The organism is Williamsia muralis, assembly GCF_002735905.1.
Classification (GTDB): Bacteria; Actinomycetota; Actinomycetes; order Mycobacteriales; family Mycobacteriaceae; genus Williamsia; species Williamsia muralis_A.
Genome location: NZ_PEBD01000004.1, coordinates 451,774 through 478,288, shown reverse-complemented (window position 1 = coordinate 478,288; position 26,515 = coordinate 451,774). Strand labels below are relative to the sequence as shown.

Annotated in this window: 25 protein-coding genes; 9 read left to right on the top strand and 16 right to left on the bottom strand. The window is 64.5% G+C overall.

The features are described from left to right. The first annotated feature begins 6 nt into the window (after positions 1-6). Positions 7-1,470 carry a DHA2 family efflux MFS transporter permease subunit gene (locus CSW57_RS02915; protein WP_099381366.1) on the top strand — a complete coding sequence of 488 codons (1,464 nt, stop codon included), beginning with the start codon at positions 7-9 and terminating at the stop codon, positions 1,468-1,470. 100 nt (positions 1,471-1,570) lie between these two features. On the opposite strand, the gene CSW57_RS02910 is transcribed toward CSW57_RS02915, so the two are convergent. From CSW57_RS02910 to CSW57_RS02900, 3 genes are read right to left on the bottom strand one after another with little or no spacing between them, the layout of a single operon-like run. Then, positions 1,571-3,691, bottom strand: coding sequence for a S9 family peptidase (locus CSW57_RS02910; RefSeq protein ID WP_099381365.1), 2,121 nt, complete (start codon positions 3,689-3,691; stop codon positions 1,571-1,573). After that, positions 3,688-4,581, bottom strand: a complete 894-nt coding sequence (locus CSW57_RS02905; RefSeq protein WP_099381364.1) for a phosphoribosylaminoimidazolesuccinocarboxamide synthase — start codon at positions 4,579-4,581, stop codon at positions 3,688-3,690. Before CSW57_RS02905 ends, CSW57_RS02910 begins: the two co-directional genes overlap by 4 nt. A gap of 53 nt (positions 4,582-4,634) precedes the next feature. Beyond that, positions 4,635-5,021: a DUF1304 domain-containing protein gene (locus tag CSW57_RS02900; protein WP_099381363.1), complete on the bottom strand. Its 387-nt coding sequence runs from the start codon at positions 5,019-5,021 to the stop codon at positions 4,635-4,637. An 87-nt stretch (positions 5,022-5,108) separates the two neighbouring features. Between CSW57_RS02900 and CSW57_RS02895 the strand changes: the two genes are divergently transcribed. Next, positions 5,109-5,399, top strand: a complete 291-nt coding sequence (locus CSW57_RS02895) for a SelT/SelW/SelH family protein (RefSeq protein WP_223249003.1) — start codon at positions 5,109-5,111, stop codon at positions 5,397-5,399. 281 nt (positions 5,400-5,680) lie between these two features. Here the strand turns inward: CSW57_RS02895 and purB are convergent, their stop codons facing one another. From purB to CSW57_RS02880, 3 genes are all read right to left on the bottom strand, one after another. Beyond that, positions 5,681-7,129 carry an adenylosuccinate lyase gene (gene purB, locus CSW57_RS02890; protein WP_099381361.1) on the bottom strand — a complete coding sequence of 483 codons (1,449 nt, stop codon included), beginning with the start codon at positions 7,127-7,129 and terminating at the stop codon, positions 5,681-5,683. 58 nt (positions 7,130-7,187) lie between these two features. Beyond that, a complete protein-coding gene (locus CSW57_RS02885; RefSeq protein WP_099381360.1) occupies positions 7,188-7,787 on the bottom strand; it encodes a TetR/AcrR family transcriptional regulator in 600 nt (199 codons plus the stop codon). An 84-nt stretch (positions 7,788-7,871) separates the two neighbouring features. After that, the gene (locus CSW57_RS02880) at positions 7,872-9,023 is read right to left on the bottom strand and encodes a pyridoxal phosphate-dependent aminotransferase (RefSeq protein ID WP_099381359.1); all 1,152 of its coding nucleotides are present in this window, start codon (positions 9,021-9,023) and stop codon (positions 7,872-7,874) included. 92 nt (positions 9,024-9,115) lie between these two features. Here CSW57_RS02880 and CSW57_RS02875 point away from each other — a divergent pair, with 92 nt between their 5' ends. After that, positions 9,116-10,081, top strand: coding sequence for an alpha/beta hydrolase (locus CSW57_RS02875; protein ID WP_370623885.1), 966 nt, complete (start codon positions 9,116-9,118; stop codon positions 10,079-10,081). 11 nt (positions 10,082-10,092) lie between these two features. Here the strand turns inward: CSW57_RS02875 and CSW57_RS02870 are convergent, their stop codons facing one another. After that, a complete protein-coding gene (locus tag CSW57_RS02870) occupies positions 10,093-10,950 on the bottom strand; it encodes a helix-turn-helix domain-containing protein (protein ID WP_223249002.1) in 858 nt (285 codons plus the stop codon). Positions 10,951-11,095: 145 nt separating this feature from the next. Here CSW57_RS02870 and CSW57_RS02865 point away from each other — a divergent pair, with 145 nt between their 5' ends. Continuing rightward, positions 11,096-12,034 carry an SDR family NAD(P)-dependent oxidoreductase gene (locus CSW57_RS02865; RefSeq protein ID WP_099381358.1) on the top strand — a complete coding sequence of 313 codons (939 nt, stop codon included), beginning with the start codon at positions 11,096-11,098 and terminating at the stop codon, positions 12,032-12,034. Positions 12,035-12,069: 35 nt separating this feature from the next. On the opposite strand, the gene purD is transcribed toward CSW57_RS02865, so the two are convergent. The 4 genes from purD to CSW57_RS02845 all read right to left on the bottom strand — a co-directional run bounded on the left by purD (position 12,070) and on the right by CSW57_RS02845 (position 18,151). Then, positions 12,070-13,320, bottom strand: coding sequence for a phosphoribosylamine--glycine ligase (gene purD / locus CSW57_RS02860; RefSeq protein WP_099381357.1), 1,251 nt, complete (start codon positions 13,318-13,320; stop codon positions 12,070-12,072). 26 nt (positions 13,321-13,346) lie between these two features. Next, the gene (locus CSW57_RS02855; RefSeq protein ID WP_223249001.1) at positions 13,347-14,636 is read right to left on the bottom strand and encodes a low temperature requirement protein A; all 1,290 of its coding nucleotides are present in this window, start codon (positions 14,634-14,636) and stop codon (positions 13,347-13,349) included. A gap of 81 nt (positions 14,637-14,717) precedes the next feature. Beyond that, the gene (locus CSW57_RS02850) at positions 14,718-16,880 is read right to left on the bottom strand and encodes a glycosyltransferase family 39 protein (RefSeq protein ID WP_099381356.1); all 2,163 of its coding nucleotides are present in this window, start codon (positions 16,878-16,880) and stop codon (positions 14,718-14,720) included. Next, entirely contained in the window at positions 16,877-18,151 is a 1,275-nt protein-coding gene (locus CSW57_RS02845; RefSeq protein ID WP_099381355.1) for a bifunctional glycosyltransferase family 2/GtrA family protein, read from the bottom strand. Before CSW57_RS02845 ends, CSW57_RS02850 begins: the two co-directional genes overlap by 4 nt. A gap of 254 nt (positions 18,152-18,405) precedes the next feature. On the opposite strand from CSW57_RS02845, the gene CSW57_RS02840 reads away from it, so the two are divergent. Further along, on the top strand, positions 18,406-18,831 hold the full coding sequence (locus CSW57_RS02840; RefSeq protein ID WP_099381354.1) for an HIT family protein: 426 nt from the start codon (positions 18,406-18,408) through the stop codon (positions 18,829-18,831). Positions 18,832-18,843: 12 nt separating this feature from the next. Here CSW57_RS02840 and CSW57_RS02835 read toward each other — a convergent pair whose 3' ends face one another. The 4 genes from CSW57_RS02835 to CSW57_RS02820 all read right to left on the bottom strand — a co-directional run bounded on the left by CSW57_RS02835 (position 18,844) and on the right by CSW57_RS02820 (position 22,633). Next, on the bottom strand, positions 18,844-20,190 hold the full coding sequence (locus CSW57_RS02835) for a sensor histidine kinase (protein ID WP_099382001.1): 1,347 nt from the start codon (positions 20,188-20,190) through the stop codon (positions 18,844-18,846). 83 nt (positions 20,191-20,273) lie between these two features. Continuing rightward, complete coding sequence (locus tag CSW57_RS02830) at positions 20,274-20,972, bottom strand: response regulator transcription factor (RefSeq protein ID WP_099381353.1); 699 nt, start codon at positions 20,970-20,972, stop codon at positions 20,274-20,276. A 90-nt stretch (positions 20,973-21,062) separates the two neighbouring features. Continuing rightward, positions 21,063-22,247 (bottom strand): winged helix DNA-binding domain-containing protein, encoded by a 1,185-nt coding sequence (locus tag CSW57_RS02825; RefSeq protein ID WP_099381352.1) that lies wholly within the window; start codon positions 22,245-22,247, stop codon positions 21,063-21,065. Further along, the gene (locus CSW57_RS02820; protein WP_099382000.1) at positions 22,244-22,633 is read right to left on the bottom strand and encodes a RidA family protein; all 390 of its coding nucleotides are present in this window, start codon (positions 22,631-22,633) and stop codon (positions 22,244-22,246) included. The genes CSW57_RS02825 and CSW57_RS02820 overlap by 4 nt, the downstream gene beginning before the upstream one ends. Before the next feature lie 164 nt (positions 22,634-22,797). Between CSW57_RS02820 and CSW57_RS02815 the strand changes: the two genes are divergently transcribed. From CSW57_RS02815 to CSW57_RS02800, 4 genes are all read left to right on the top strand, one after another. Continuing rightward, positions 22,798-23,292, top strand: a complete 495-nt coding sequence (locus tag CSW57_RS02815) for a hypothetical protein (protein ID WP_099381351.1) — start codon at positions 22,798-22,800, stop codon at positions 23,290-23,292. A gap of 126 nt (positions 23,293-23,418) precedes the next feature. After that, the gene (locus tag CSW57_RS02810; RefSeq protein WP_099381350.1) at positions 23,419-23,943 is read left to right on the top strand and encodes a hypothetical protein; all 525 of its coding nucleotides are present in this window, start codon (positions 23,419-23,421) and stop codon (positions 23,941-23,943) included. Further along, positions 23,936-25,402: a multicopper oxidase family protein gene (locus CSW57_RS02805; RefSeq protein ID WP_099381349.1), complete on the top strand. Its 1,467-nt coding sequence runs from the start codon at positions 23,936-23,938 to the stop codon at positions 25,400-25,402. Before CSW57_RS02810 ends, CSW57_RS02805 begins: the two co-directional genes overlap by 8 nt. A gap of 32 nt (positions 25,403-25,434) precedes the next feature. Next, positions 25,435-25,680 carry a hypothetical protein gene (locus CSW57_RS02800; RefSeq protein ID WP_143696458.1) on the top strand — a complete coding sequence of 82 codons (246 nt, stop codon included), beginning with the start codon at positions 25,435-25,437 and terminating at the stop codon, positions 25,678-25,680. 66 nt (positions 25,681-25,746) lie between these two features. Here CSW57_RS02800 and CSW57_RS02795 read toward each other — a convergent pair whose 3' ends face one another. Beyond that, positions 25,747-26,355: a hypothetical protein gene (locus tag CSW57_RS02795; protein ID WP_099381347.1), complete on the bottom strand. Its 609-nt coding sequence runs from the start codon at positions 26,353-26,355 to the stop codon at positions 25,747-25,749. Positions 26,356-26,515 lie beyond the last annotated feature (160 nt).

The window sequence follows — 26,515 nt, the reverse complement described above, 5'->3', positions numbered from 1 at the left end:
GACCCCATGACCTCACCGTCAACAACGTCGAGTGCGAGCGACAAGCTCGATCCGGCAGTGATCAAGATCGCTGCCGTGGTCGTGCTCGGCGCGATCATGTCGATTCTCGACACCACGGTTGTGTCCGTGGCGCAGAACACATTCCAGGATGAGTTCAGCACCGACCAGGCCGGTTCGGCGTGGACGATGACCGGTTACACGCTGGCCCTGGCCGCGGTCATCCCGCTGTCGAGCTGGGCCGCCGCACGTTTCGGCACCAAGAAGGTCTATCTGACGTCGCTGGTGCTGTTCGTCCTGGGCTCGGTGCTGTGTGCGCTGGCCTGGAGTATCGGCACCCTGGTCATCTTCCGGGTGCTGCAAGGTTTCGGCGGCGGCATGCTGATGCCGGTCGGAATGATGATTCTGACCAAGGCGGCAGGCCCGGCTCGGGTCGGCTCGGTGATGGCAGTGCTCGGAATCCCGATGCTCCTCGGCCCCATCCTCGGACCGATCATCGGCGGCGCCCTGATCGAGTACGCCAGCTGGCACTGGATCTTCCTGATCAACGTGCCGATCGGTGCACTCGCGTTCGCGTACTCCTACTGGATCCTGCCCAAGGACAACGAGACATCACGGCCGACGTTCGACTTCATCGGACTCCTCCTGCTGTCCCCCGGCCTTGCCCTGTTCCTCTACGGCATCTCCTCGAGTACCGAAGAGGGCACCTTCATGACCGCAAAGGTGCTGATACCGGCCGTGATCGGAGCAATCCTGGTTGCCGGGTTCATCGTGCATGCCCTGCGTGCCCGTAACCCTCTGCTGGACCTCCGACTGTTTACCAACAGCAAGTTGTCGTGGTCGGTGGTGACCATGTCGCTGTTCATGATCGCGTTCTTCGGCGCGATGCTGCTGTTCCCGCAGTACTACATCGGCGTCCGCGGCGAGACCACGCTCTTGACCGGGCTGCTCATCGCACCTCAGGGCATCGGGGCGATGCTCACCATGCCGATGGCCGGTCGGCTGACCGACAAACACGGCCCCGGGAAGATGGTGATCCCCGGCATCGTCCTGATCGCGATCGGACTCGGCGTCTTCATCTTCATCGGCGCCGACACCTCGTACTGGCTCCTCGGCGCGGCTCTGTTCGTGCAGGGCCTCGGCATGGGTATGACGATGATGCCCATCATGTCCGCCGCGCTGGCAACACTCAATCCGGCTCAGGTCCCCGACGGTTCGACTCTCATGAACGTTGTGCAGCAGGCGGCAGGGTCGGTCGGTACCGCGGTCATCTCGGTGATCTTGGCCAACAACGTCAAGGGCGCGGTCGAGAGCGGCGGCGACGTCGCCGGAGCCTTCGGTGACACGTTCATAGTCTCGGTGGGGCTGATCGTGCTAACGCTGATCCCAGCGTTCTTCTTGCCGCGCAAGCGGATAGTGCACGACGCTGTCGATGCCGACACCGAGGCGAAGACCCCGGTGATCATGCACTGATCACCGGACTGCACGGTTCGGCCTGACAGGCAGTTCAGATCAAAACAAACGGCGCGACCCGGCATCAGCCAGGTCGCGCCGTTCTGTTGCAGTCCAGTTCTCAGACAGCTCCTGTCTGACGCAGTACCCACGCGTACTCGAAGGCGACTTCTTCCCACTGCTTGTAACGGCCGCTGACACCACCGTGACCGGCCTTCATCTCGGTCTTCAACAGGATCGGCGCATCTCCGGTTGTGCTGTCTTGCAGCCGGGCAACCCATTTCGCCGCCTCGGTGTAGAGGACGCGAGTGTCATTGAGCGAGGTGACCGCCAGGATCTGCGGGTATGGCTTGGCGTCGACGTTCTCATACGGAGAGTATGACTTCATGTACTCGTAGACCGTCTTGTCTGCCAACGGGTTTCCCCACTCGTCCCACTCGATGACGGTGAGGGGCAACGACGGATCGAGGATGGACGTCAGCGGATCCACGAACGGGACCACCGCGAGTATGCCGTTGAACAGCTCGGGCGCCAGGTTCGCGACCGCGCCGATCAGCAGGCCGCCGGCGCTGCCGCCCTCACCGACCAGCTGCTTGGGGGTGGTGACACCGGTCTCGATCAGATGTTGTGCAGCGGAGACAAAATCGGTGAAGGTGTTCTTCTTGGTGAGGGTCTTACCTGTCTCGTACCAATGTCGGCCCATCTCACCACCACCGCGGATATGGGCGATGACAAACACGACGCCGCGGTCGAGCAGCGACAACCGTGAGATCGAGAACCCTGGGTCGTTGCTCGATTCATAGGAGCCGTATCCGTACAACAACGTGGGCGCGGGCCCGTCGGCGTGTTCACGGCGCCGGATCACCGAGAGTGGGATCTTGGTGCCGTCGCTCGCCGTGGCCCAGTCACGGTACTGCTCATAGTCGGTCGGGTCGAAATCGCCGAGCACCTGCTGACGTTTGAGCAGTGTCCGTTCGCCGGTCGCGACGTCGAGATCGAACACCTCTGTGGGGTTGATGAAGCTCGTGTACCCGATGCGCAGCCGCGGCGCCGCCCATTCGGGGTTGCCGCCGAGTCCGGCCGAGTAGAGCTCCTCATCGAACGAGACCTCGACGAATTCCGGGGTACCGCTGCCGTCGAGTTGCGCGATGGACAACCGCGGCAACGCTTCTCGACGATAGCTCAGGACCAGCTGGCCGGCGAAGGCGTCGACATCCTCGATCCGGACCTCCGGGTCGTGCGGGACCAGCACCCGGGTGTCGGTGGGATCGGTCACGGGCGCATCGAGCAATTCGAAGTTCTCGGCGTTCTTGTTGTGCAGGATCAGGAAGCGATCCTGTCCGTCGATCACGGCATGCTCCACGCCGTACTCGATTCCCTCTTCACGGGGCCACACCACGGTGAACTCGCCGGTCGGGTCGGCAGCGTCGAGAATCCGGACTTCGGTGGTGATCTTCGAACCGAGCGTGATCATCAGGTACTTGTCGCTGCGGGTTCCACCGATCCCCACCCAGTACTGCTCATCGGGCTCGTGGAACACCTTGACGTCGGGCGTACCTGCACCGAGGTCGTGGCGCCAGACGGTGTCGGGCCGCCATGCCTCGTCGACGGTCTGATAGAAGACATGGTTGCCATCGAGCGACCACAGTGCGCCCGGCGCGGTGTCACGGATCTCGTCGGCGAGCAGTTCGCCGGTGCGAAGATCCTTGAACCGCATGGTGTATCGCTCGTCACCAGCTGTGTCGACGCTGTACGCCAGCAGATTGCCGTCTTCGCTCACCGAGAGCGCACCGAGACTGAAGAAGTCGGTGCCCTCGGCCTCCACGTTGGAGTCGAGGAGGATCTCCTCTCCCGGCACACTCTGACCGGGCTCGACCGTCGGCGGCGTCCAGTCGTCGGGGCCGGCGATCGGGCACCGCGCCCTGAGTGCGTACTGCTTGCCCTCTTCGGTACGCGCGTAGTACCAGAACTGACCGCGTCGAGTCGGCACCGACATGTCGGTTTCCTGGGTGCGGCCCTTGATCTCGTTGTAGATGTCCGCACGGAGATCTGCGAGCTCGGCGGTGTGCGCGGTGGTGTACTCGTTCTGTTGTTCGAGGAACGCGATGACCTCGGGATCCTCTTTGTCGCGCAACCACTCGTAGTGGTCGATCACGGTGTCTCCGTGGTGTGTGCGCTCGAACGGGATCTTCTTCGCGACGGGCGGCGCGCCTGCTGCTGCGTCCTGCGAGGTGTCGGTCACTGCTCTCCCTTCGGCCAGTCATCAAATGACAGACCTGAAATACGTTCGTAGGCTTCGATGTAGCGGTCGCGGGTGCGTTGCGCGACGTCGTCCGGCAACGGCGGGGGCGGATTGTCTGCATCGCGGTCCCACCCGGAGTCGGGTCCGGTGAGCCAGTTGCGGACGATTTGTTTGTCGAAACTGGGCTGCACCATGCCGGCTCGATAGTTCGCCGCGTCCCAGTACCGCGAACTGTCCGGTGTCAAGACCTCGTCGGCGAGGACAACGGTGCCCTCTTCATCGAGGCCGAACTCGAACTTGGTGTCGGCGAGGACGATTCCACGCGCTGCCGCCAGCTCAGATCCCCGCGAGTAGATGTCGAGAGTGAGATCTCTGAGCTTTTGCGCGAGCGTTTCACCAACGGTGGCCACCACAGCGTCGAAGCTGACGTTCTCGTCGTGCTGGCCGATGTCTGCCTTGGTCGCGGGGGTGAAGATCGGTTCGGGGAGTCTGCTCGACTCCTCGAGCCCCTCCGGGAGGGCGATACCGCAGACCGAGCCGGTGGCGATGTAGTCGAGGAGGCCGGACCCGGTCAGGTACCCGCGCGCGACACACTCGACGGGGAGCATGTCGAGCTTCTTCACCACGAGCGCCCGGCCCACCAGTTCGGCGGGGATGCGACTGTCGGTCGGATCGCCCGCCAGGTGGTTGGGAACGCCCAACGCGCCGAAGTAGTACACGCTCATCGCAGTGAGAACCCGCCCCTTGTCAGGGATGGGCGTGGGCAAGATGTGGTCAAAGGCAGAGATGCGGTCGGACGCCACCATCAGCATCGTCTGCTCGTCGATCGAATAGAGGTCACGTACCTTTCCGGCCGCGAGATGTTCGTAGGACTCCAGGCTCGGACGCATGGTTTTCAGGCTAGTCGGGCGGGCACGCCAATCGACGTCCAGGGCGGGTGGCGCTAGAACACCAGGCCGGCAGCAAGAGCCACGACGCCGATTGCCGGCGGCGTCAGCTGGATCAGCGCCGAACGCCCCTTCTCAGGCGACGAGATCAGCAGAACGAGACCCGCGGCAACCATCGACCCAGCGCCGGCGAACACCAGTGCAGCTCCGGCATCGGCGTGATCGAGAAGGGTCAACACGATCCCGACAGCGGTGACGATCGCCAGGAACAGGTTGTAGAACCCATGATTGAAGGCCATGTCCTTGGTCGCTTCGGCTTCCTCGGCTGTTGTTCCGAAGGTCGTGCGGGTTGCCGGTGCCGTCCACCGCAACGATTCGAGCACGAAGATGTACACGTGGATGAGTGCCGCAATCGCGGTGAATACCAGGCCTACTACCGTCACGTCGTCGTCCCGTCCGAAGTCATGTGGTCCTCGCTACCGCTGTCGGCACGAGTATCCGCCGACTGCGAAGACTGCCACAATGAATCGGTGAGCACATCGGCTGCATCGGTCACCATCACTTACTGCACTCAATGCAACTGGGTACTCCGGGCATCGTGGATGGCAACGGAATTGCTGAACACCTTCGGTACCGAACTGGGGTCGGTGACCCTGGTGCCAGGTACAGGCGGCGTGTTCACCATCGAAGTCGACGGACAGCTGATTTGGGAGCGCAAGCGCGACAACGGTTTTCCGGACGTCGTCACTCTGAAGAAACTCGTGCGAGACATCGCGGTGCCGGATTGGAACCTCGGGCACGCCGATACCGCGGCGGAGTAGACGTCCGTCTCGAGCGGTCCGATGTCGCCCTACGGAGGAGCATTCGGGTCGATGCGCGCTGAGGTTCGGAGGACCTGCGCAGCCGGCAACCGGGCCCACAGCAAGACCTCCGACTCCAGCCAGAAGCTCCGGTTGCAACCGGAGGAGGTCTACGAAGTCGGAGGGCCTGCCCAACCAGCGGCCCGGACCCGCCAAAACCTCCGACTCCAGCCACAACCTCCGGTTGCAACCGGAGGAACTCCACGAAGTCGGAGGGCCTGCCCAACCAGCAGGCGAAACGGTCAGAGAATAGGTGCCGGCGCATAGCCGGCGGCGTCGGGATACTGATCGACGAGTTTGCCCACCTGAGCGACGACGTCGGCCACCTGGTGCTCTGCTGCGCCGATGAATGCCGATTTGTCGGCCAGCGCGGCGTCGAGCCCGGCGCGGTCGAGCGGGATCCTGTCGTCGGCGGCCAGTCGGTCCAGCAGGTCGGGATCGCGACCGTCTTCGCGCATGGCGAGGGCCACGGCGACGGCATTTTCCTTGATCGCCTCGTGCGCGACTTCGCGACCGACGCCTGCACGAACCGAGGCGATGAGGACCTTGGTGGTCGCCAGGAACGGCAGGTACCGGTCGAGTTCCTTGGCGATCACCGCCGGGTAGGCACCGAACTCGGCGAGCACCGTCAGGAAGGTCTCGAGCAGTCCGTCGATGGCGAAGAATGCGTCGGGCAATGCCACACGGCGCACCACCGAACAGAACACGTCGCCCTCGTTCCACTGCGCGCCGGCCAGTTCCGCAGCCATCGATCCGTAGCCGCGGAGCACCACGGCGAGCCCGTTCACCCGCTCGCAGCTGCGGGTGTTCATCTTGTGCGGCATCGCCGAACTGCCGACCTGCCCTGCCTGGAAACCCTCGGTGACCAACTCATGGCCTGCCATCAGGCGGATGGTGTGAGCCAACGACGAGGGGCCGGCAGCCACCTGGACCAGCGCCGAGACCACGTCGTGGTCGAGGGACCGCGGGTACACCTGGCCCACCGACGTCAGCGACTTCGAGAACCCGAGGTGGTCGGCCACCTTCGACTCCAACCGGGACAGTTTCTCGACGTCTCCGTCGAGCAGGTCGAGCATGTCCTGGCTGGTGCCCATCGGGCCCTTGATGCCGCGGAGCGGGTAGCGGTCGATCAGCTCGCGAAGGCGGGTGAGCGCGATGAGCAGTTCGTCGGCCGCCGATGCAAATCGCTTGCCCAGGGTGGTGGCCTGCGCCGCGACATTGTGGCTGCGACCGGCCATCACCAGCGTGGAGTACTGGGCGGCCCGGTCGGCCAGGCGTGCCGCGGTGGCAACACCGTGTGCGTGTACGTGCTCGAGCGACCGCAGGATCTGCAATTGCTCGACGTTCTCGGTGAGGTCGCGGCTGGTCATCCCTTTGTGGATGTGCTCGTGGCCGGCGAGAGCGTTGAACTCCTCGATGCGCGCCTTCACGTCGTGGCGGGTGACCCGTTCACGGTCGGCGATGGAGGTCAGGTCGATCTGATCGAGCACACGTTCGTAGTCGGCGATGGCCTCGTCGGGCACGTCGACGCCGAGTTCCTGCTGCGCTTTGAGGACTGCGACCCAGAGTTGCCGCTCCAGGACGATCTTGTGGTCGGCGGACCACAACCGCACCAGATCTGCCGACGCATAGCGACCGGCCAGGACGTTCGAGACCCGCGGTTTCTCGGTCGGTGATTTCGTTTCAGACACGCCTCATTATGCGACATGGCAGCCATGCCCCCCGCACATGGCGGTCACGACCGGCGCATCACACCGCGGCGACGGGTGCGAGCTGATCGATGACCTCGCTCAGGGCGGTGCGGGTCACCTTGACCACGTCCTCCACCGAGTCGGCCAGGGCCCCGATCACCACACCGTCTTCGACAGCCATCAACTGCTCGATCCCACTGGGATCGGTGCTGCGACCCGACTTCTCGAGAACTTCGAAGTGGGTGTTACGCAACGTGTTTCGGTGATCGATGAGAACCTGTTGCAGTCGCGGCACCCGCGCACTGAGAACAATTGACTCGAACCGGCAGGTCAGACGCTCTCGCGACGTGTCCTCCCCGATGAAGACATCGGCAAGTACTTCGGCCGTCGCCTCGGCCCCACGGCGACGCCGGGTCAGCCCCCGGCCCCTCTCGATGATCGCATCGCAATCATTCGCGCAGGCGGACGCCACTGCCTCGGCGACCAAATCCTCAAGTGAGGCAAAGTAATACGTTGTGGAGGCAAGCGGAAGCTGCGCTCGGTCGGCCACCGCCCGATGTCGGACGGCGTCAAAACCGCCTTCCAGAAACAATTCCCCGGCGGCGGCGATCAATCGCGCCCTTCGGCGCGTCCCCTTGGGGGTCGCTGCTGCTCTCACCCCGCCATGGTGGCAAAGGGCACGCGGCGGCGGGATCGTTTCGGCAAAAAACTGACCTCCGGCAAGGATTTCAGTGATGCTGGATCAGCCGAGAACCGGACGGAGGAGTTGCAGTGCCCGCTCGATCTCGTCGGTCGCGCCGGCGAAACTCATCCGCACGGTTCGGTGTCCCTTGCGGGTGTCGAAGTCCAGACCCGGCGCCATGGCGACCCCGGTCTGCTCGAGCACGCCTTCACACCAGCCCAGCGAATCGTCGGTGATCGCACCGACATCGGCGTACACGTAGAACGCACCGTCCGGAGGTGCCACGTCGGTGATGCCGAGTGCGGCGAGGCCGCCCACCAACAACTCACGATTTCGCGCGTAACGCCGCACGTGCCCGTCCAGCTCGGCACGTGAGTCGGGGGTGAACGCTGCGACGGCAGCGTGCTGGCTGATGGTCGGCGGACAAATGGTCATGTTGGCCGTGAGTCGCTCGACGGGCCGACGCAGAGGTTCGGGCACCAACATCCAGCCCAGTCGCCAGCCGGTCATACAGAAGTATTTCGACACCGAACCCATCACCACCGACTGGCGCGACGTCTCCCATGCGCATGAGGTGGGCCGCCCGTAACTGATGCCGTGATAGATCTCGTCCGAGATGAGCAAGGTGCCGTGGGCGTCGCACCAGGCGGCAAGATCGGCGAGTTCCGCGGGCGCGAGGATCGTCCCGGTGGGGTTCGCCGGGCTGGCGACGATCAACCCGGCCGGCGGCCGGTCGAGTTGTTCGAGCATGTCGACCGTCGGCTGAAAACGCGTTTCGGGACCACAATCGAGTTCGAGTACCCGGCAACCCAGCGCCGAAAGCGTGTTCCGGTATGCCGGATAACCCGGCCGGGCCATGGCCACCGTGTCGCCCGCATCGAATGCAGCAAGGAAGATCAGGGTGAATGCACCGGATGAGCCCGTGGTGATCACGACGTCGTCCGCACTCACCTCCACTCCATAGGTGTCGCGGTGATGCGCCGCGATCGCCTCGCGCAGCGGCGCGATACCGAGCGACTCGGTGTAGCCCAGCGGAGAAGCATGCAAGGCGGCCGCGGTGGCCTCGAGAACCGGCGCCGGAGCCGGGGTCGAAGGCTGACCGGCGGCCAACGACACGACGTCGAGGCCGCGGGCCCGCCGTTTGGCGATCGCTGCCAGCACGTCCATCACATGGAACATCTCGACCTGGGATCTGTCCGATTGCGACCGCATCTGTCGAAGTTAGCGCCTGCCGTAAACGACATCGCGTCAGAGAGGGTCGAACGGTCACTCGGCGTCGGGCCGCAGGTACCGTGTATCTCGCAATGACTACCACAGGCAACCGCTTCCAGCGACCCGGAAGCAACGACGACGGCACTTCCGGACTCGCCGATCTGGCGATACCCCGTCGTTCCCTGCTCACTGCGGGTGCCGGACTGGGTGCCATGGGGCTGCTGGCAGCGTGCGGGTCGGGTGACGAGTCGAAGCGCGTGGCACCTCAACCGGCCCGCGCTGACGAGCCCAAGACCACCTCCACTGCGCCGACTGTTCCGCAGAGTGGGACGGCCGAGATCTTCAGTGGAAGCTTCGTCTCCGCCAAAATGCTTGGACGTCAGACCAATTGGATCGTCGCACGGCCGGCCGGCGTCACCGGCGAGTTGCCGGTGGTGGTGGTGCTGCACGCCTTGAACACCGACCAGAGGGCAGCTTTCGGCGGGGGCCTGGAGATGCAGAACCTGATGCAGGACTGGGTGAACCAGGGCAATGCGCCGTTTGCCCTCGCCGCCGTGGATGCCGCGCGCAGCTACTACCACCCCCGCGCCGACGGCACCGACGGCGGCGCGATGGTGCTCGACGAGTTCCTGCCACTGCTCGACGGCACCCCAGAACTCCAGCTGCGCACCGATCGCATCGGATTCTTCGGCTGGTCCATGGGCGGCTACGGCGCACTGCGCCTCGGCGCCCTGCTGGGCGCACCACGGGTATCGGCCATCGCCGTCAGCTCCCCCGCGCTGTGGGGTGACCCCGCCACCTTCCCACCACGAGCGTTCGACAGTCCCGCCGACTACCAGGCCAATTCGCTTTTCGGGCAGCAAGATTCGTTCATGAAGATCCCACTGCTGATCGAGTGTGGATCCAGCGACCAATTCTTCACCTACACCCGGCAATGGATGGCGGGCCTGCGTCCACCACCGGCCTTCGGCACCTCACCCGGCGGACACACCAACCGATACTGGCGCGGCGTCCTGCCCGGGCAGATCGCGTTTTTAGGCCGGAACCTCGCGGCCTGACCTGATTCGAGTCAGCTGCCTCCGGCGGCCGGTTCCACCACCTTCAGGAACTCGAGCAGTTCGCTGTCGCGACTACCCGGGGTCGCCGAGTAGAGAACCAGTCGCAGATCCGATCCCGGGACGAGAAGCACATCGCAATCCAGGACAATCTCGCCGACAACCGGGTGAATGATCGTCTTCCGATCGGACGCATGGACACCGACGACCGCGCGCTGCCAGAGCTCCTCGAACCGGGGATGCTGTAATCGCATGTCCCGGATCAACCGGCTCAATCGTGGGTCGTGAGGATGAACAACCTGCGCCGACCGCAGGTCGGCCACCAAAGCCGACTCCAGATGGTGGCTGCCGAGCGTTGACTTGTTCGGGTGGACAAGGTCACCGGTGTCCACGTCGGCAAAGATGAGGCGGACAAGATTGCGGAGAGGTCCGGGCACTGCCGACGGATCACCGATCAATGCGGCCCACGTCGGGGTCCAACGGATCAGGTGCCAATCTGCGGTGAAGACAGCGACAGGAAGATCAGCCAGGCGAGCGAGAACGCGGTGGACGCCGGGCGATATGTGGTCATCGATCAAGGCATCGCCCGGCGGCAGCAGACCTGCGGTGCGATAGAGGTGGTCACGTTCGGCTCGGTTGAGTTGGAGGGCCCGCGCCAGCGAACTGATCACCGATTCTGTCGGATGGGTGGCACGTCCCTGCTCGAGCCTGACCAGATAATCGACCGAGACGCCGGCCAGTTGGGCCAGCTCTTCGCGTCGTATTCCAGGCACTCGTCGCGCCGGCGACTTCGAGAATCCGCAGGATGCCGGGTCGAGGCGGTCGCGCCATCGACGGATCAGTTCACCGACTCCCGCCTGCACCTCGGCCACGAACCCATTGTGCACCGGGGAAGCCGATCGGTCAGGGCCTCAAGGTGGTACTGCCAGACCATATGTTGATCAATGATCTGGCTGCTCACGCCAAATTGCGCGACGTTGGTGGAGTCCCATTTCAACCCAAACACTCTGGAGTCCCATGTCACCCAGCTCTCTGGTCTTCACCGGCGCAACTCGCGGCATCGGCCGGGCGGCCGCACTGCGTATCGCGTCCGCGAACCCTGACGTCCACCTCGTCCTGCTCGCTCGCGGTTCGGCGGGCCGAGAACTCGTCGACGAGGTGCGACGACGTGGCGGCACCGCAACCGCAGTGACCGCAGACCTGTCCTCGATGAGGGCAGTACACGAGGCTGCGACTCGGATCGGCACGATGGCCGCGACCGGTGAGATACCGCCTCTCGGTGGCATTCTCGCGAACGCCGGTATCCAGCACACCAACGCGATCACCGCGACAGAAGACGACCTCGAGGAGACCTTCGCCGTGAACGTTCTGGCCAATCATCTCCTGATCCGTGTGCTCAGCGACCACCTACGGCCGAGTTCGCGAATCACGGTGACCTCCAGCGACACTCACTTCGGCGACCTACACCACAATCTCGGCATGGTTCCCGCCCCCGCATGGCAGCACCCCGATCAGCTGGCTCGACCCGGCGCCTTCCCCGCCGCCGAGTCGACCAAAGCCGGCCGCACCGCATACTCCACCAGCAAACTGGCCGTCATCTACCTTGTCCACGCGTTCGCGCGGCGGCTCCCCGGCGCCGTCGACATCGTTTCGTACAACCCCGGGTTCGTTCCAGGCACCGGGCTCGCCCGACATGCCGACCCGGTCAGTCGATTCCTTGCTCGCAATGTGCTTCCGGCGCTGACAATTACGCCGCTGGCGACATCGGTCGAGACTGCTGCACGGTTGCTCGTCGCAACCGCGATGCAGGAAGTCGAAGCATCCACCGGAGACTACGTCGATCGCGGCATCGTCACCCGCTCTTCAGAGGAGTCGTACGACCTTGCACGCGAGGAGGAATTGTTCGCTACAGCCGAACGACTGCTGCACGACGCCGGCCACCTCACACTCAGCTGACCGAGAACACCTGCCGATTCCACGCGTTCGTCCAGTCAAATGGAAATACGGCCTTCTTCGGCGGCCAGGCCGATGTCGCTGCGGTAATGCGCACCCGCCAGTTTGACTCCCGACAGTCGCTCGTAAGCCTGGGCCCGTGCGGCAGCCAGGTCTTCTCCGACACCGACAACGCTGAGCACACGTCCGCCACTGGAGACCACTGATCCTTCGACCGATGCCGTACCGGCGTGCAGCACGCCCTCCGCATCGGCACCGGTGATCGGATCGCCCGTGCGAGGTCGACCCGGGTAGTTCTCGGCTGCCAACACCACGGTGACGGCGGCCCCGGGCTCCCACTCCAGGGGCGGCAGCTGGTCCAGGTGCCCTGTCGCGGTGGCGTTGAGGGCAACGCCCAGCGGCGACTTGAGGAGAGCCAGAACGGCTTGGGTCTCGGGATCGCCAAAGCGGCAATTGAATTCGACCACTGCCGGCCCGTCTGCGCCGATGGCCAGGCCGGCATAGAGCAGTCCTGAGAAAGGGATACCGCGACGGGCCAACTCAGCTGCGACCGGCGCGACGACCTCGTCGACTATGCGCGTGGTCATCTCCTCGGGCAGCCACGGCAACGGCGTATAGGCGCCCATGCCACCCGTGTTCGGCCCCGCGTCGCCGTCACCGACCCGCTTGTGGTCCTGGGCAGGCAACAGTGGAACCACCGTCTCACCGTCGACCAGACAGAACAACGAAACCTCGGGGCCGTCGAGGAACGACTCGAGCAGCACCGGGTGGCCGCTCTCGAGAAGGTCGGCTGCGTGGGCGCGGGCGGCAACGCGGTCGGCGGTGACCACCACGCCCTTACCTGCGGCAAGGCCGTCGTCCTTGACAACCCAGGTGGGACCGAAGCGGTCGAGGGCGGCATCGAGCCGGGCCGGACTGTCGACGATCTCGCTGTGCGCCGTACGCACCCCGGCAGCGGCCATCACGTCTTTGGCAAAGGCCTTGGAGCCCTCGATCTTTGCTGCCTGCTCGCCCGGTCCGAAGGTTGCGAATCCGGCTGCCCGCAGAGCATCCGCAACGCCCACCACCAAGGGGACCTCGGGGCCGATGACCACCAGGTCTGCCTCGATCTCCCGGGCCAGCGCCACCACGGCGTCCGACGAGACGATGTCGACCGCATGATTGGTGGCCACAGCTGCAGTGCCGGGATTGCCGGGGGCCACATGCAGGTCGGTGACCGAGGGGTCGCGGTCCAGGCCCAATACGAGGGCGTGTTCGCGGCCGCCCGATCCGATGACGAGTACTCGCACGTGCCAGACCTTACCGTCCGCCGCGGTCAGCGCGAACCGGCCACCAAAGCCTCGAGTGCCTTCTTGCGTCCTTCGCTGCCGAGTCGCTCGTCGACCACGATGCAGAGTGCCGGCGCCAGGGCGATCACCACAAGACACGTCACCACCGACACCCCGTTTGCCGCCAGCACCACCGCGACCGCCAGGATGGCGCCCGACCCGACGGCCAACGCCATATTGATGCGATCGAAGCCCAGCAGGAATCCGTACAGCAGGAAGACCGATCCGATGAAGACCCCGACGGGCAGCACCACGGACACCACCGCGGCCAATTCGCTGATCGTCGCCTTGTGTTCGATGAACAGTGCCGCAACGTGAAGTCCCGCCCCCATCATCGCGATCGACATGAAGACGATGATGTGGAAGTACCCGAAGACAAATGCTTTGCCACGCTGAAGGTGCAGCGCGTGGCCGGCCGGAACGATGAAGTAGACCCACCACATGCCGAACGTGATGCCGACTCCGGCGAGGCCGAGGATCGCCGTCTCCAGAGTCCATCCGGCCGAGTGGACCACCGCCTGCAGCGCCACGGTGGTGCCGACGATGCCTTCGCCCAAGGTGATGATCGCGAGCAGACCGTACCGCTCGGCGATGTGATGCGCATGCCACGGCGTCGTGCCCTCATCGCCGATGTTCTCGGCGATCGCCGGCACCGCCATCTCGCAGACGACCAGCGCCCCGATCACCAGCAGGGTCTGCAGAAGGGTGGTGTCGAGGAAGATGGCCGCAATCCAGGCAATCTGCACAACACTGATGCCGACTGCGTACGTGAGGCAGGTCCGTCGGTAGTCCGGGCTGCTCAGGGCGGCGCGGACCCATTGGAGCACCATGGCCAGGCGCATCACCACATACCCGAGGACGAGGACGCGGTTGTCGACGACACCGCCCTCGTCCACCGACGCGAACAACGGCTCGATGCCCAGGGCGAGGATCAGGACACCGACCATCTGCAGCATCGTCGTCAGGCGATACACCCAGTCGTCGGTGTCGAATGCCGATGCGAACCAGGTGAAGTTGATCCAAGCCCACACCGCCGCGAACGTGCAGAACACGAACCCGATCACGGCGGTCTTGTAGTGACCTTCGGCGACGAAGTGCGCAACTTCGCTTCCTGCGAACGCAAAGGCGACGACAAACGTGAGATCGAAGAACAACTCGAGGCTGGTTGCCGCGCGACCGTCCTCATGCGGGTCGCGGCCGCGCATACGGGTCACCCGGTGCCTGAGTTGAGCGACACCAGCGGTGGCTGGACGGACGTTGCTCTCGGGCTCGCTCATTCGGAGACACCTTCTCTGTCAGGCTGTCCTATTTCCCGAACAGCACTGCGAGCTTAGAAGAAGGCGTCTGGCGATCGTTGCTCAGGCGGGCGCGGTGAGGTCGTAGAGCGTCACGCCGTCCACTGTCGTACTGACGAAGTTGGCCTCCACCCACTCGGTGATGTCCGATCCGGTGCCCCCACTCATCATGCCGCCGCCCATCATGCCGCCGCCCGCGGCGATGAAGTAGTGAATTTCGCCGTCCTGCACGTACTTCTGGAACTCCGCGAGCGTCGGAGACGGGTCGCTGCCGTTGAAGCCACCGATCGGCATCACCGAACGCTCGGTCGCGAGCTGGTAACCAGAGGCACTGTTCGATCCGATGGCGGCCGCGACCCACGTGTAGTCGTCTGCATCGGTGTTCAGCAACGCCACCAGCTCATCGCTCGGGCGCGAGCCCTGCAGCAGACCGCCGCCGGTACCGCCCATACCTCCCGGCCCACCGAACAGCTCCAACGTACCGTTCTGCGGCACTTGGGTGCCCGCTGGACCGGGGGTCATGGTGCGGCCCTGACCTTTGGGCATCCCCGGCACGGTGCCCTGGTTGTTCGACATGCCGGGAGGCATGCCGCCGCCTGCCCCACCCCGGCCCAGTCGCATACCGCCACCTGGACCGAACCCTCCTTGCGAGGAAGGGCCTGCGCTCGGTATCGATCCCGAGCGAGCGCTGCTCACCGTGTCGATGGCGTATGCGGCCGGTCCCGCGAGCCCCAACACGACCGCGACCAGAGCCGCGACCAGCGCCCCGCGGCGCGCACCGGTGTTCCGGAGATTCGACAGGAGCAGACCCAGTGCAGCGACGACCGAGCCGACGAGCACCACATATCTCAGCCACGGCATGAAGTCGGCGGATCGATCGAGCAATACGAATGACATGACGCCGGCCGTCAGTGTAGTCGCAGCGAGAACTGCCGGTACCCAACGCTTCTCGCGTCGACGCCAGCACTCCACCGCACCGGCGCCCACCAGAGCAGCAATGGCCGGTGCCAGCGCCACCGTGTAGTACGCGTGGAAAATGCCCGCCATGAAACTGAAGACCGCCATCGTCGTGATCAGCCATAGGCCCCAGACGACCAGCAGTGCGCGGCGACTGTCGGTTCGGGATGCCCTGCCGCGCAACGCGATCGCAGCGATTCCCAGGATGAGTGCAGCCGGGATCGGCCACGCGATCTGACCACCCTGGCCTGATTCGAACATCCGGGTGATGCCGGTTTCACCCCACATCCCGCCACCTCCGCCGGGGCCGGTGAACGTCGCGCCACCGGGCGCGGCGAGTTCATTGACGCCTCCTGTGGCCGGGGCACCGAACTGTTCGGCCATTCCGCCTCCGCCCGGGCTCACGCTACCGGTCTCGTTTCCGTTGAGACGTCCGAAACCGTTGTAGCCCAATGTGAGCTCCAGAATGGAGTTGTTCTGCGATCCACCGATGTAGGGCCGCGAGTCCTTCGGCCACAATTCCACGGCCAACACCCACCACCCGGCCGACACGATCATGGCGCCGAGTGCTGCGAAGAGATGACCGAGTCTCTTGAGCCAGGTCTTCTGCCCGAACGCGATGTAGGTCAACGCGAGCGGCGGTATCACCAGGAACACCTGCATCTGCTTGGTGAGGAACCCGAAACCGACGAACACACCCGTCAGGATCATCCAGCGGACCCGTCCGTCGTCGATGGCTTTCAGTGTCGCCCACACCGCGGCGATCATGAGCAGCACCAGCAGCGCGTCGGGATTGTTGAACCGAAACATCAACGCCGCCACAGGGGTCAGCGCAAGTGTCGCACCGGCGATCAGGCCACCCGCCGGACCGAATCGTTTACGCACGATCCAGTACAGCAGCGCCACCGACGCGACACCCATGAGTGCCTGCGGAGCGATGATCGACCACGAGTTCAACCCGAAGACGCGGACGGAGATACCCGGGATCCACAACGACATCGGCGGCTTGTCCACCGTGATCGAGTTGGCGGCATCCGACGACCCGAAGAACCACGCCTTCCACGATTGAGACCCCGCTTGGATGGCCGCCGAGTAGAACGAGTTGGCCCACCCATTGATGCTCAGGTTCCACAGGTAGAGCACGCCGGTCCCGACAACAAGGGCCGCAAAAGCAGGCCATTCCCACCGTGGCCGGGTGGACGTCCCCGATGGCGAGTCAGGGGTACCGGGAGCCGGATCGGCCGGCGGTCGATCGATGAGCACAGTCATGCCGAGACCTCTTTCACAGTGCGGTGCGACGCGCTGAACACCCATCGAAAGCCGATGAAGCGCAGGACTGTGGCGACGAGGTTTGCCACCACGAGCACGAATAACTCTGCGTGCTTGGACGTGTCGGGGGCCCAGATGTGCAGCAAGAGAAGCGATCCAGCTGTCAGAGTCCAACCGAACACGAAGATCGCGATTCCCTGGAGATGGTGCTTGGCGGCATTGTCCCGTCCGTGCACCCGAAAGGTGAACGCGCGGTTGGCGGCAGTGTTGAACACGGCCGTGATCAGCAACGACAAGAAGTTGGCCGTTTGGGCACCGACGATCGAGTGCAGAGCCAGGTAGAGCACCGCGTAGGCGATGGTGGAGGCCATCCCGACCACACAGAACCTGGCCAATTGACCCACCATTCCACGCGGCACCCCGGTCACCTGCGGTCCGGGATCGTTGCGGCCGAAGCTGTCCCGGAGTTCAGACACCGGCAGCCGTCCACTCGCGAGAGCTCGCCCGACACGCCAACACCCCTTCACGTCCTCGGTGGCCGTCTTCACGATGTCGACCTTGCTGGCAGGATCATCCACCCAGTCCACCGGCACCTCGGCGATCCGGAGTCCGGCCCGCTGCGCGATGACAAGCATCTCGGTGTCGAAGAACCAGCCGGTGTCGTCGACCATCGGCAGCAGACGCCGAGCCACGTCGGAGCGAATCGCTTTGAATCCGCACTGTGCGTCCGAGAAACTGGCCCCCATCGTGGTGCGCAGCAGCAGGTTGTAACCACGAGAGATGAACTCTCGCTTCGGTCCCCGAATCACCCGCGACGAGCGGATCAGCCGAGATCCGATCGCGACATCCGAATGCCTTGACACCAATGGAGCAACCAACGGCAGCAGCGCATTGAGGTCGGTCGACAGATCGACGTCCATATACGCGACCACACGTGCGTCGCTGTCCTGCCACATCGCTTTGAGCGCCCGGCCCCGGCCCTTCGCGTCGAGATGCGCCACGCGCACCCGACGCCCGTCATCGATCGCCGCAGCCAGACGGCAGGCGACCTGCAACGTGGCATCGGTGCTGGCGTTGTCCGCGATCGTGATCCTGGCCGAGTAGGGCATCTGGGTGTTCAGGTACTCGGCGAGCTGGTGCACGCACCTGCCCAGGTCGAGCTCCTCATTGAAAACCGGGACGACTATGTCGAGAACCGGCCCTGGCGGCGTGTGGTCGAAGACGATTGCGGCGGTCTCGAACGGCGCATCGTCGAGGGTGTCTGCTGTCATGGCACACACTCTGGAATCCGGACCTGCCGCAAACCTCGGGCGTAGCTGTCAACAAGCTGTGTTCATTCGGCTCGCTCCGCTCGCTTTGTCGGCGTGGCCATCGGGCGGTTGCTCTTCCCTTCTCCTCACATCGCTGCGCTCGTTCGTCGGCAGTCCAGATCAACCGCGGCCACACCTCCGGCTTCGCTTCGGCTCGCGTATCGAGCCATCGGACAAAAGCTCGCCAATTCGCACGTACCCAATAAGCTCATCCCATGGCATCGGTTTTCAGCATGATCATCAACGGCGACATCCCCGGACGGTTCGTGTGGAAGGACGACGACGTGGTGTCGTTCTTGACCATCAATCCCGTCACCGACGGTCACCTGCTGGTGGTGCCGCGCCAAGAGGTCGACCATTGGGAAAGCGTTGATCCTGAGCTGTTCGGAAAGATCAACACGGTCGCGCAGACGGTCGGCCAGGCCGTGAAGGAGGCGTTCGACGCGCCGCGGATGGGTTTGCTCATCGCCGGACTGGAGGTTCCGCACCTGCACGTCCACGTGTTCCCGGCCTGGCAGCTCGAGACCTTTGACCTCGCCAACGCCGACAAGGACCCCGACCCCGCGGCGCTGGATGAGGTTGCCGACAAGATCAGGGCGAAGCTACGTGAATACGGTCATACCGACTACGTGGCCGACTGACCCTTTCGAACTTCAGCGGTCGCGCGGCAACCGGACCCAGAACGTGGCACCGCCACCCTGTGTGTCGTCGACCCCGACGGTTCCGCCATGTGCGGCCACCAGCGCCGCGACGATCGACAGGCCGAGACCGCTGCCCGAGGAGTGCTCGGTGCGGTGGCGCGAGGCATCGGCCCGGTAGAAGCGCTCGAACACCTGGGCTTTGTCCTCGTCACGTAGGCCTGGTCCGGTGTCGGCAACCTCCAGAATGGCGTCATCACCACTGGTGCCGACCCGCACGGTGATGGTGGCCTGTGGTGGGGTGTGCCGGATGGCGTTGCCGATGAGATTGCTCAGCACCTGAGCCAGGCGGTCGGCGTCACCCTGCACTTCCGGAAGGCCGGGGCCATCGAGCACTTGCACCGAGATGTCCCGATCGGGCGCGGTGGCCCGCGCGCTGTGCACCACGTCGGAGGCGAGCGCGAGCAAGTCGACGGGCGCATGCTCGATCGGGCGATGCGCATCGAGACGCGCGAGCATCAACAGGTCCTCGACAAGCAGTCCCATGCGTCCGGCTTCGGTTTCGATTCGCGACATCAACTGCGCCGTGTCGGTCATCGCGCCCTGCCGATAGAGCTCGGAAAACCCTTTGATCGACGTCAGAGGTGTGCGGAGTTCATGGCTGGCGTCGGCGACGAATCGGCGCATCTTGTCCTCGGAGCGACGAGCCTGTTCCTCTGACGCGGCGGTGGCGGCAAAGGCGTTCTGGATCTGGTGGAGCATGGTGTTCAGCGACGCACCGAGTCTGCCGACCTCGGTGTTGGGTGCAGCCGGTGGTACGCGCTGATCGAGATCGCCGGCAGCGATCGCCATCGCTGTGTTCTCGACGCGCTGCAACGGCCGTAAACTGCTGCGTACCAACAGATATCCCAGCGCTCCGACCAGGAGCACCACCCCCACGCCGATCCCGAACTGCAGCCAGATCAGCCGCGTGACCGTGTCGTCGACGTCGGTCAGTTTGATGGCAACGATGGCGGTTCCGGTCGGTGAGGATGTCATGATCACCCGCCAGTGGGGGTCGCCGCCGTCGGCCGACGAGACAGTCACAGGATCTGGCCCCAACTTGCTGAGATCGGTGATGTCGGGCTGACCGCCGAAGTCGTTGATCTTCAGGACGGTCCCGTCAGCCCGCTGCACGAACACGAAGTAGGGCGTCGGAGGCCGGCCGATCTGAACGTCCTCGGGCTTCGGGAGATCGGGGGGCAACTCTTTCGGCCTTGCCCAGGTCTGCGAGGCCTCCCGTAACGACTTGTCCGTGCGGTCCATCAGGTTGTTCTTCATCGCCGACGTCACGGCGATACCCGACACCAACAGTCCGAGCATCACCAGCACCAATGTCAATGCCACCAGTGACACCCGCAGAGGTACCCCGCGGCGTGGGACTGTTGCCGTCGCGGCGGTTCCGGTCACCGAGGCTCGCGCATCACGTAACCCACGCCGCGCAGTGTGTGGATGAGCCGCCGGTCGCCGGTGTCGACTTTGCGGCGGAGGTAGGAGACATACGATTCGACGACGTTGACCTCGCCACCGAAGTCGTAGTTCCAGACATGGTCGAGGATCCGCGGCTTCGACAGGACGGTTCCGGCGTTGATCATGAAATAGCGCAGCAGCGTGAACTCGGTGGGCGACAGCGAGATCAGCTCGCCGCTCTTCCACACCTCGTGGGTGTCGTCGTCGAGCTCGATGTCGGCAAAGGTGATTCGAGGATTCTGCGCCGGCTTCTCACCAAAACCGCCGCGCCTCAGTAACACGCGCAGACGAGCCACCACCTCCTCGAGACTGAAGGGCTTGGTGACGTAGTCGTCTCCCCCGATGGTCAACCCGGTGACCTTGTCTTCCAGGGAATCGCGGGCCGTCAAGAACAACGCGGGCGCCTCCACACCGTCGGCGCGGAGGCGACGGAGCAGGCCGAATCCGTCCATCCCCGGCATCATCACGTCCAGGATGAGGGCGTCCGGGCGAAAGGTCCGGGCACGGTCGATGGCACGCGGGCCGTCCGGCGCTGTCCGGACGTCGAACCCCTGGAACTTCAGAGACACCGACAACAGTTCGAGAATGTTCGGTTCATCGTCTACCACCAGCACTCGTGCACCCTGATCACTCATGGCACCTACTCTGCCGACCCATACTTTTGAGAAACTGCCAGCAAGCTGGGAGCTTCCTGTGAACCGTCAACCATCGCACCGAGGGCACCGTCATCCACTGGGTGTTTTGTGAAAAGGAGCTGGATACCCAGGCTTCGGGCGGGCCTCCCCCAGGAACAGCTCGAGGTCGCGTGCTCTCGCCCTTGCCGCGGCGACAGCGGCCCGACCGACCTTCTCGAGCAGATGCAAGCCGATCGACCCGTCGGGCCGCTGGTGCCAGCCGCCGATGATGCGGCCATCCCACCACACCGTCTGTCCGCCGTTGCCGTTGCTGTCGAACAGGTGCCCCGCATGCGGACCGAGATACCAGTCGCGCTGCTTCCAGCCCATCAGGGTGGGGTCGAGTTCGGGTAGCAGCACCGCAGTCGGTGGCGCAGGTTCCACCTCGCCCAGGTCGTCGGCCAACACGAACCCGGTCGAGCCGTCATCGAGATCCACCTCCACCACGTCGAGCTCTGACAGCGCTTTGCGGACAGCAGTTTTCGTCGATCCCAGCCACCACACGATGTCGGTTTCGGTACCGGGCCCGAATTGCCGCAACCATCGCCGGATCAGGTTCCGGTGGCCGGTCGCCGCGTCTTCGATCGGCAGGGGTTCACCGAGCCAGTCCTGCATCGAGATCCATCGAGGCTTGGAGCGCAACCAGTTCCCGTCATTGGGACCGCGCACGATGTCGCCTGCCGCGCTCAGATGACTGAGAATGCGGGGCCCCATCTGGGATACCCCGCCCCACGACTTGCCTTCACCGTGCCGGATGGCTCCGGCGAGTGCGGGCAGCTCGTTGCGCAGTTGAGTCGACGAGGCCGACCGTCCGTCGGTGAGGGCACCCAGTACCGCCGCGCGGGCCTCGGCGATCCACTCCTCAGGGTCGGGGAAGTTGTCGTCGCGGCGCAGGTCTCGAAGCATGTTGGTGCGTTCGCTTGCCGCGACCCTGGTGCCCACCGCGCTCACCGCGTCGACCAGTGTCGGCCGCGGGAACACAAAAAGGGTCCGGCGCATGGCCAGTTGCTTGACCAACGTGCGGTCGACGTAGAGCGCACGTTCCATGTCGGTGATGTCGAAGTGCGCCATCCGCGCCCATGTCGAGATGTAGACGGTCGACGGTGTGGTCGCGTGCAGACCCACCACCGCTTCGGCGACCTCCTCGGGCGAGCCGGCATGGACAGCCGGGAGCAGCCGGTGTCGGCGCATCAACCGTGCGCGACGCTGCTCGGTGCCGATCGCGAACCGGGTCATGAGCCCGGACGAACCGCCACGGCCTCGATTTCGACGAGCTGGTCGTCGTAGGCCAGAACAGTCACCCCGAGGAGGGTGCCTGCCGGCTGGTGGTCGCCGAACTCCTCGGTGACCGCGTCCCACGCAACCACCAGATCGGCCTGCAGCTTCTCTGCGACATACACCGTGACCTTCACGACGTCGGTCAGTTCGGCGCCCGCATCGGCAAGGGCCTCGCGCAGGTTCGCCATGCACTGGTGGGCTTGCCGGGTGACATCACCCGGCGCGACCGTCGCCCCCTCTGCATCGATGGGCGCGGCACCGGCGGTGAAGATCAACGCCCCCGGCGAGACGGTTGCACTGCTGGTGTGTCCACCCGAGGACCCATTGATCTGCACTGATGACATGGCGTCATCGTAACTGTCCGCTCCGACGCGCAGATTCGCTCCGCGTGCTCGCATACGAGCCAGTTGCACACGGAGCGTGCGGCGGCATGTGGTGCGAACTGCGCGGTGGCCATTCACCCTCGCGCCTGCGGGCGCAGCGGCTGCTGCACTGACACAATGCGTCCATGGGAGATGAGGTGACACCGCAGAGCGCCTACTTTGTCCTGGGGATGCCCGACCATGCTCGAGTCGGAGCCGGCCGCGACATCAGTCAGGCCCAGGTGTTCTTCGACGAAGACCATGCGGTTGCCTCGGTCGACGAACACTACGAGCTGGCTCGGTCGAACACCTCCGCGCACGTCTTGGCCGCCACCGAGTGGTTTGTGCTCACCGCTCTGATCGGCGACGGTCTCGGCCCCGCCTATGGCGAACACTTCCTCACCTACCGCACCAATGACGTGCTGTGGGCCATCGCGGGCGGATTCACCCGCCCCGAGGAGATGACCGACTGGCTGCCGTTCATCTTTGCTGCCGAGGATCTGCACGACCACTGGTCACCCGGCGGGGTGGAGCATGGCCTCGTGCCCAGCAGCGCCAAGCGGACCGGCACCATGGATCTGTCTCGATTGTGGTTCGCACCCGTCATGTCGCAGCGTGTCTTTCCCGTGCGGGCTCGCTGACACTTCCCGGCGACGCACCGGAACTCGGCGACACGGGTGCCTATGCGAAAAATATGCACCTTGCCGGTGAAGTATCCCCATGTGCGCGAAACCCGCTGAAACCCTGCCTGCAACGGCACACACGTCATGATCAAGACCTCGTGGCGGTTGCCACCCCGGACCGGCGTGACGGGCGCGCTGGTCACAACTGCAGCATTGCTGCTGGTGCTCGGCGGATGCGATGACGATGATTCGTCTTCGTCGGACAGTCGCGACGGGCTGGCGCCGATCCCGACACGGACCACACCACCGACGGCGTCCGTGGTGCCGGCAACGGATCCGGGCGGCGCACTACAGGTGGACGACTTCACCGTCCTGCCGACGTTCACGTGCCTGAAAGACACTCCCCCGCGGTCCGTGGTGACCGTCGGGTGGCGCGCACCATCGGCCACCGGGGTGGAACTGCGCCTCGACGGCCAACTGCTCCCCGTGGGCATCAAGGACCAGGTGCCTTTCCAGGTGCCTGCCGGAGGACCGACCGGAATCGGGGCATCGGTGGTCTTCGCGTGCGACGGACCGGTGCAACACACGATCGACGTCACCTGGACCGCGAACGGTATCGGCTCCACCTCACGCACCGTCACCATCACCAAGGAGCCCACCGATGGCTGAACCGAAACTGCCTGTCCCAGCGGTCAATCGCCGACTTTTCCTCACCGGCGCCGCAGCCCTCGTCGGCCTTCCCCTGCTCGGCGGGTCAGTCCTCACCGCATGCGCTTCGAGCAAAGACAACGCCGGCGGGGTCACCTGGTTCGAGCCGAGTGTCCGGGCGAGCGAGAGCGGTTCGCTGAAAACACAACTGAAGGTGGCTCGCAGCGATGTGGCCATGGGCGGCGGGAAGGTCTCGGCGGTCACCTACGAGAGCAGCTACCCCGGACCGACGCTGGACGTGCGACCGGGTGACCGCATCGAGGTGTCGTTGATCAACGACATCGACGAGCCCACCAACCTGCACACACACGGATGGCACGTCTCGCCGAAACAGCCGAGCGACGACGTTCTCATGGCCATTGAGCCCGGCGAGACCTTCGATTACTCCTACGACCTTCCCGCAGACCATTCCGCGGGCACGTTCTGGTACCACTCGCATCAGCACACCATCAGTGACACACAGGTTTTCGGCGGTCTGTTCGGGGCCCTCATCGTGCGCGGCGAGCTGGATGAACTGCCCGGCGTGAAGGGGCGCCCTGAACGCCTCCTGGTCCTGAGTCAGACCGAAATGCAAGACGGCAAGATGGTTCCGGGCGACAAGAGCTCGAACAGCCTGCAGCAGACACTGGTCAACGGCACCTTCCAACCCACCACCGAGATCGCGCCGGGTGAAGTGCAGCGGTGGCGCATCATCAACGCGAGTTCCTTGTTCCTGCGTCTGCAGCTCGACGAACATCCGATGCATGTGATCGGGATCGACGGCGCTGCCCGCACCTCGGTGTCCACCGTCGACGTTCTCGAGGTGGTGCCGGGTGGACGCGCCGATGTACTCATCGAAGGCGCCAACATCGGCACCTACCAGATGCGGTCTTTGAGCTGGGATGAGTTCGGCCCCTTCTACTCCTCGATGGTGCCCGCACCGATGCCGCTGCTCAACCTGGTGTCACAGGGGGCCAAACAGACGCCCGAGCCCATACCGGGCGCCCTGCTCCCCTTCGACGACCTGCGCGACGCCGCCATCGACCGCCGTCGGCAGTTCGTCTTCGAGGAGATGGAACCGCGCGGAACCGGCGACACCGAGCACTTCATGTACTACATCAACGGCACGATGTTCGACCACCATGTGGTCAACGAAACGATGACGCTCGGCGACACCGAAGAGTGGCACTTCATCAACCGCACCTACGAGCCCCACCCAGTTCACATCCACGTCAACGACTTTCAGGTGGTGGCGATCAACGACCAGCCGGTGGATGAGCAGCACTACCGGGACACGGCCATGCTCCCGCCGTTCGGAACACTCACCATCCGCCACCGATTCGAGGACTTCACGGGTCAATTCGTCATGCACTGCCACATCCTCTTCCACGAGGATCACGGCATGATGCAGCTACTGGAAGTGGTTGACAGACAAGCATGACCGACACCGCCAGAAACCGCCGAGGTCAGCGCATGGTCGGCAACACCCTCCAGGTCGTCGCCGGACTGATCCTCGGCCCGATCGCCGTCGCGGCACTGCTGCAAGGTCTTCCGATCGAATCAGGCGCAGTCGTCCTCACGGTGTCGATGGTCGCCACGCTCGCGGTGGCCGGCGCAGTCGCGGCACGATTACGCCCGGCCCGGCCCGGAGCGATCGCCTTCGCAGTGTCGGCAACCCTGATCAACGTCTTGGTGGCGCTGGTCGTACTCGACTTCTGAGGCCGATCCCGCCGGACGAATGTTCTGGTCGGCAACTCGACCGCAGCGGGATGCCACGGGCTGCGCTCAGCTGCTACCGAACGCGCCGCTGATGCTCTCCAAGAAGTCATCGAAGAGACCCTCGAGATAACCGCCGCCGACCGGGGTGTTGATCACGAGGTCGCCATGAAGATAGAAGTCGACCCACCGGTCACCGGTGGTCTGGCCGTGATCGGTGGTTCTCACATCGAAGTACAACTTCTGTCCGGTGCGGGCCAAGACGCCGAACGCCGGAGAGCTGAAACTCGAGATCGTGAAGTCGGCGGAACTGCGGGACGGAATGTTTCCCTCGATCACTTCGCCGGCCTTGGTATAGAACTTGAGGTACGTGCCGCCGTGGCCGTCGCTGTCGTAGACAACCCCACCATCAACGTTCACGAATCCCGCAGCTTGACTGTCATCGTAATAGCCGTGTGCATCACATCGACTGCCTTCGCGTCCGAAGGGCTGGTTCTTGACGCAGTGCACGCCACCTGCGCCTCCATCGGTCGAGCGAATATGAATGTTGAAGTGTTTGAACTGCGCACCCGGCGCAACAGGCTGCGCCGACGCTGAGCCGGATGGCACGAGCACCCCGGCCGAAAGTGCTGCGCCCACCACAACCATGGCGGCGAATCGTCCAAGACGAGAGAGCATGGAGCAAGTCCTTACGGTTGCGACGAAGTACTGATTCGGCCCAGGGGCGGACACGATCACTCTTCACCTGCGCCGCATGGATTTTGCAACCGTAGCCGGTCGCCATCCACGCGATCCCCGGTTGTCGACGTTGCAAAAATATGCATTCGGCCCCTAGGTT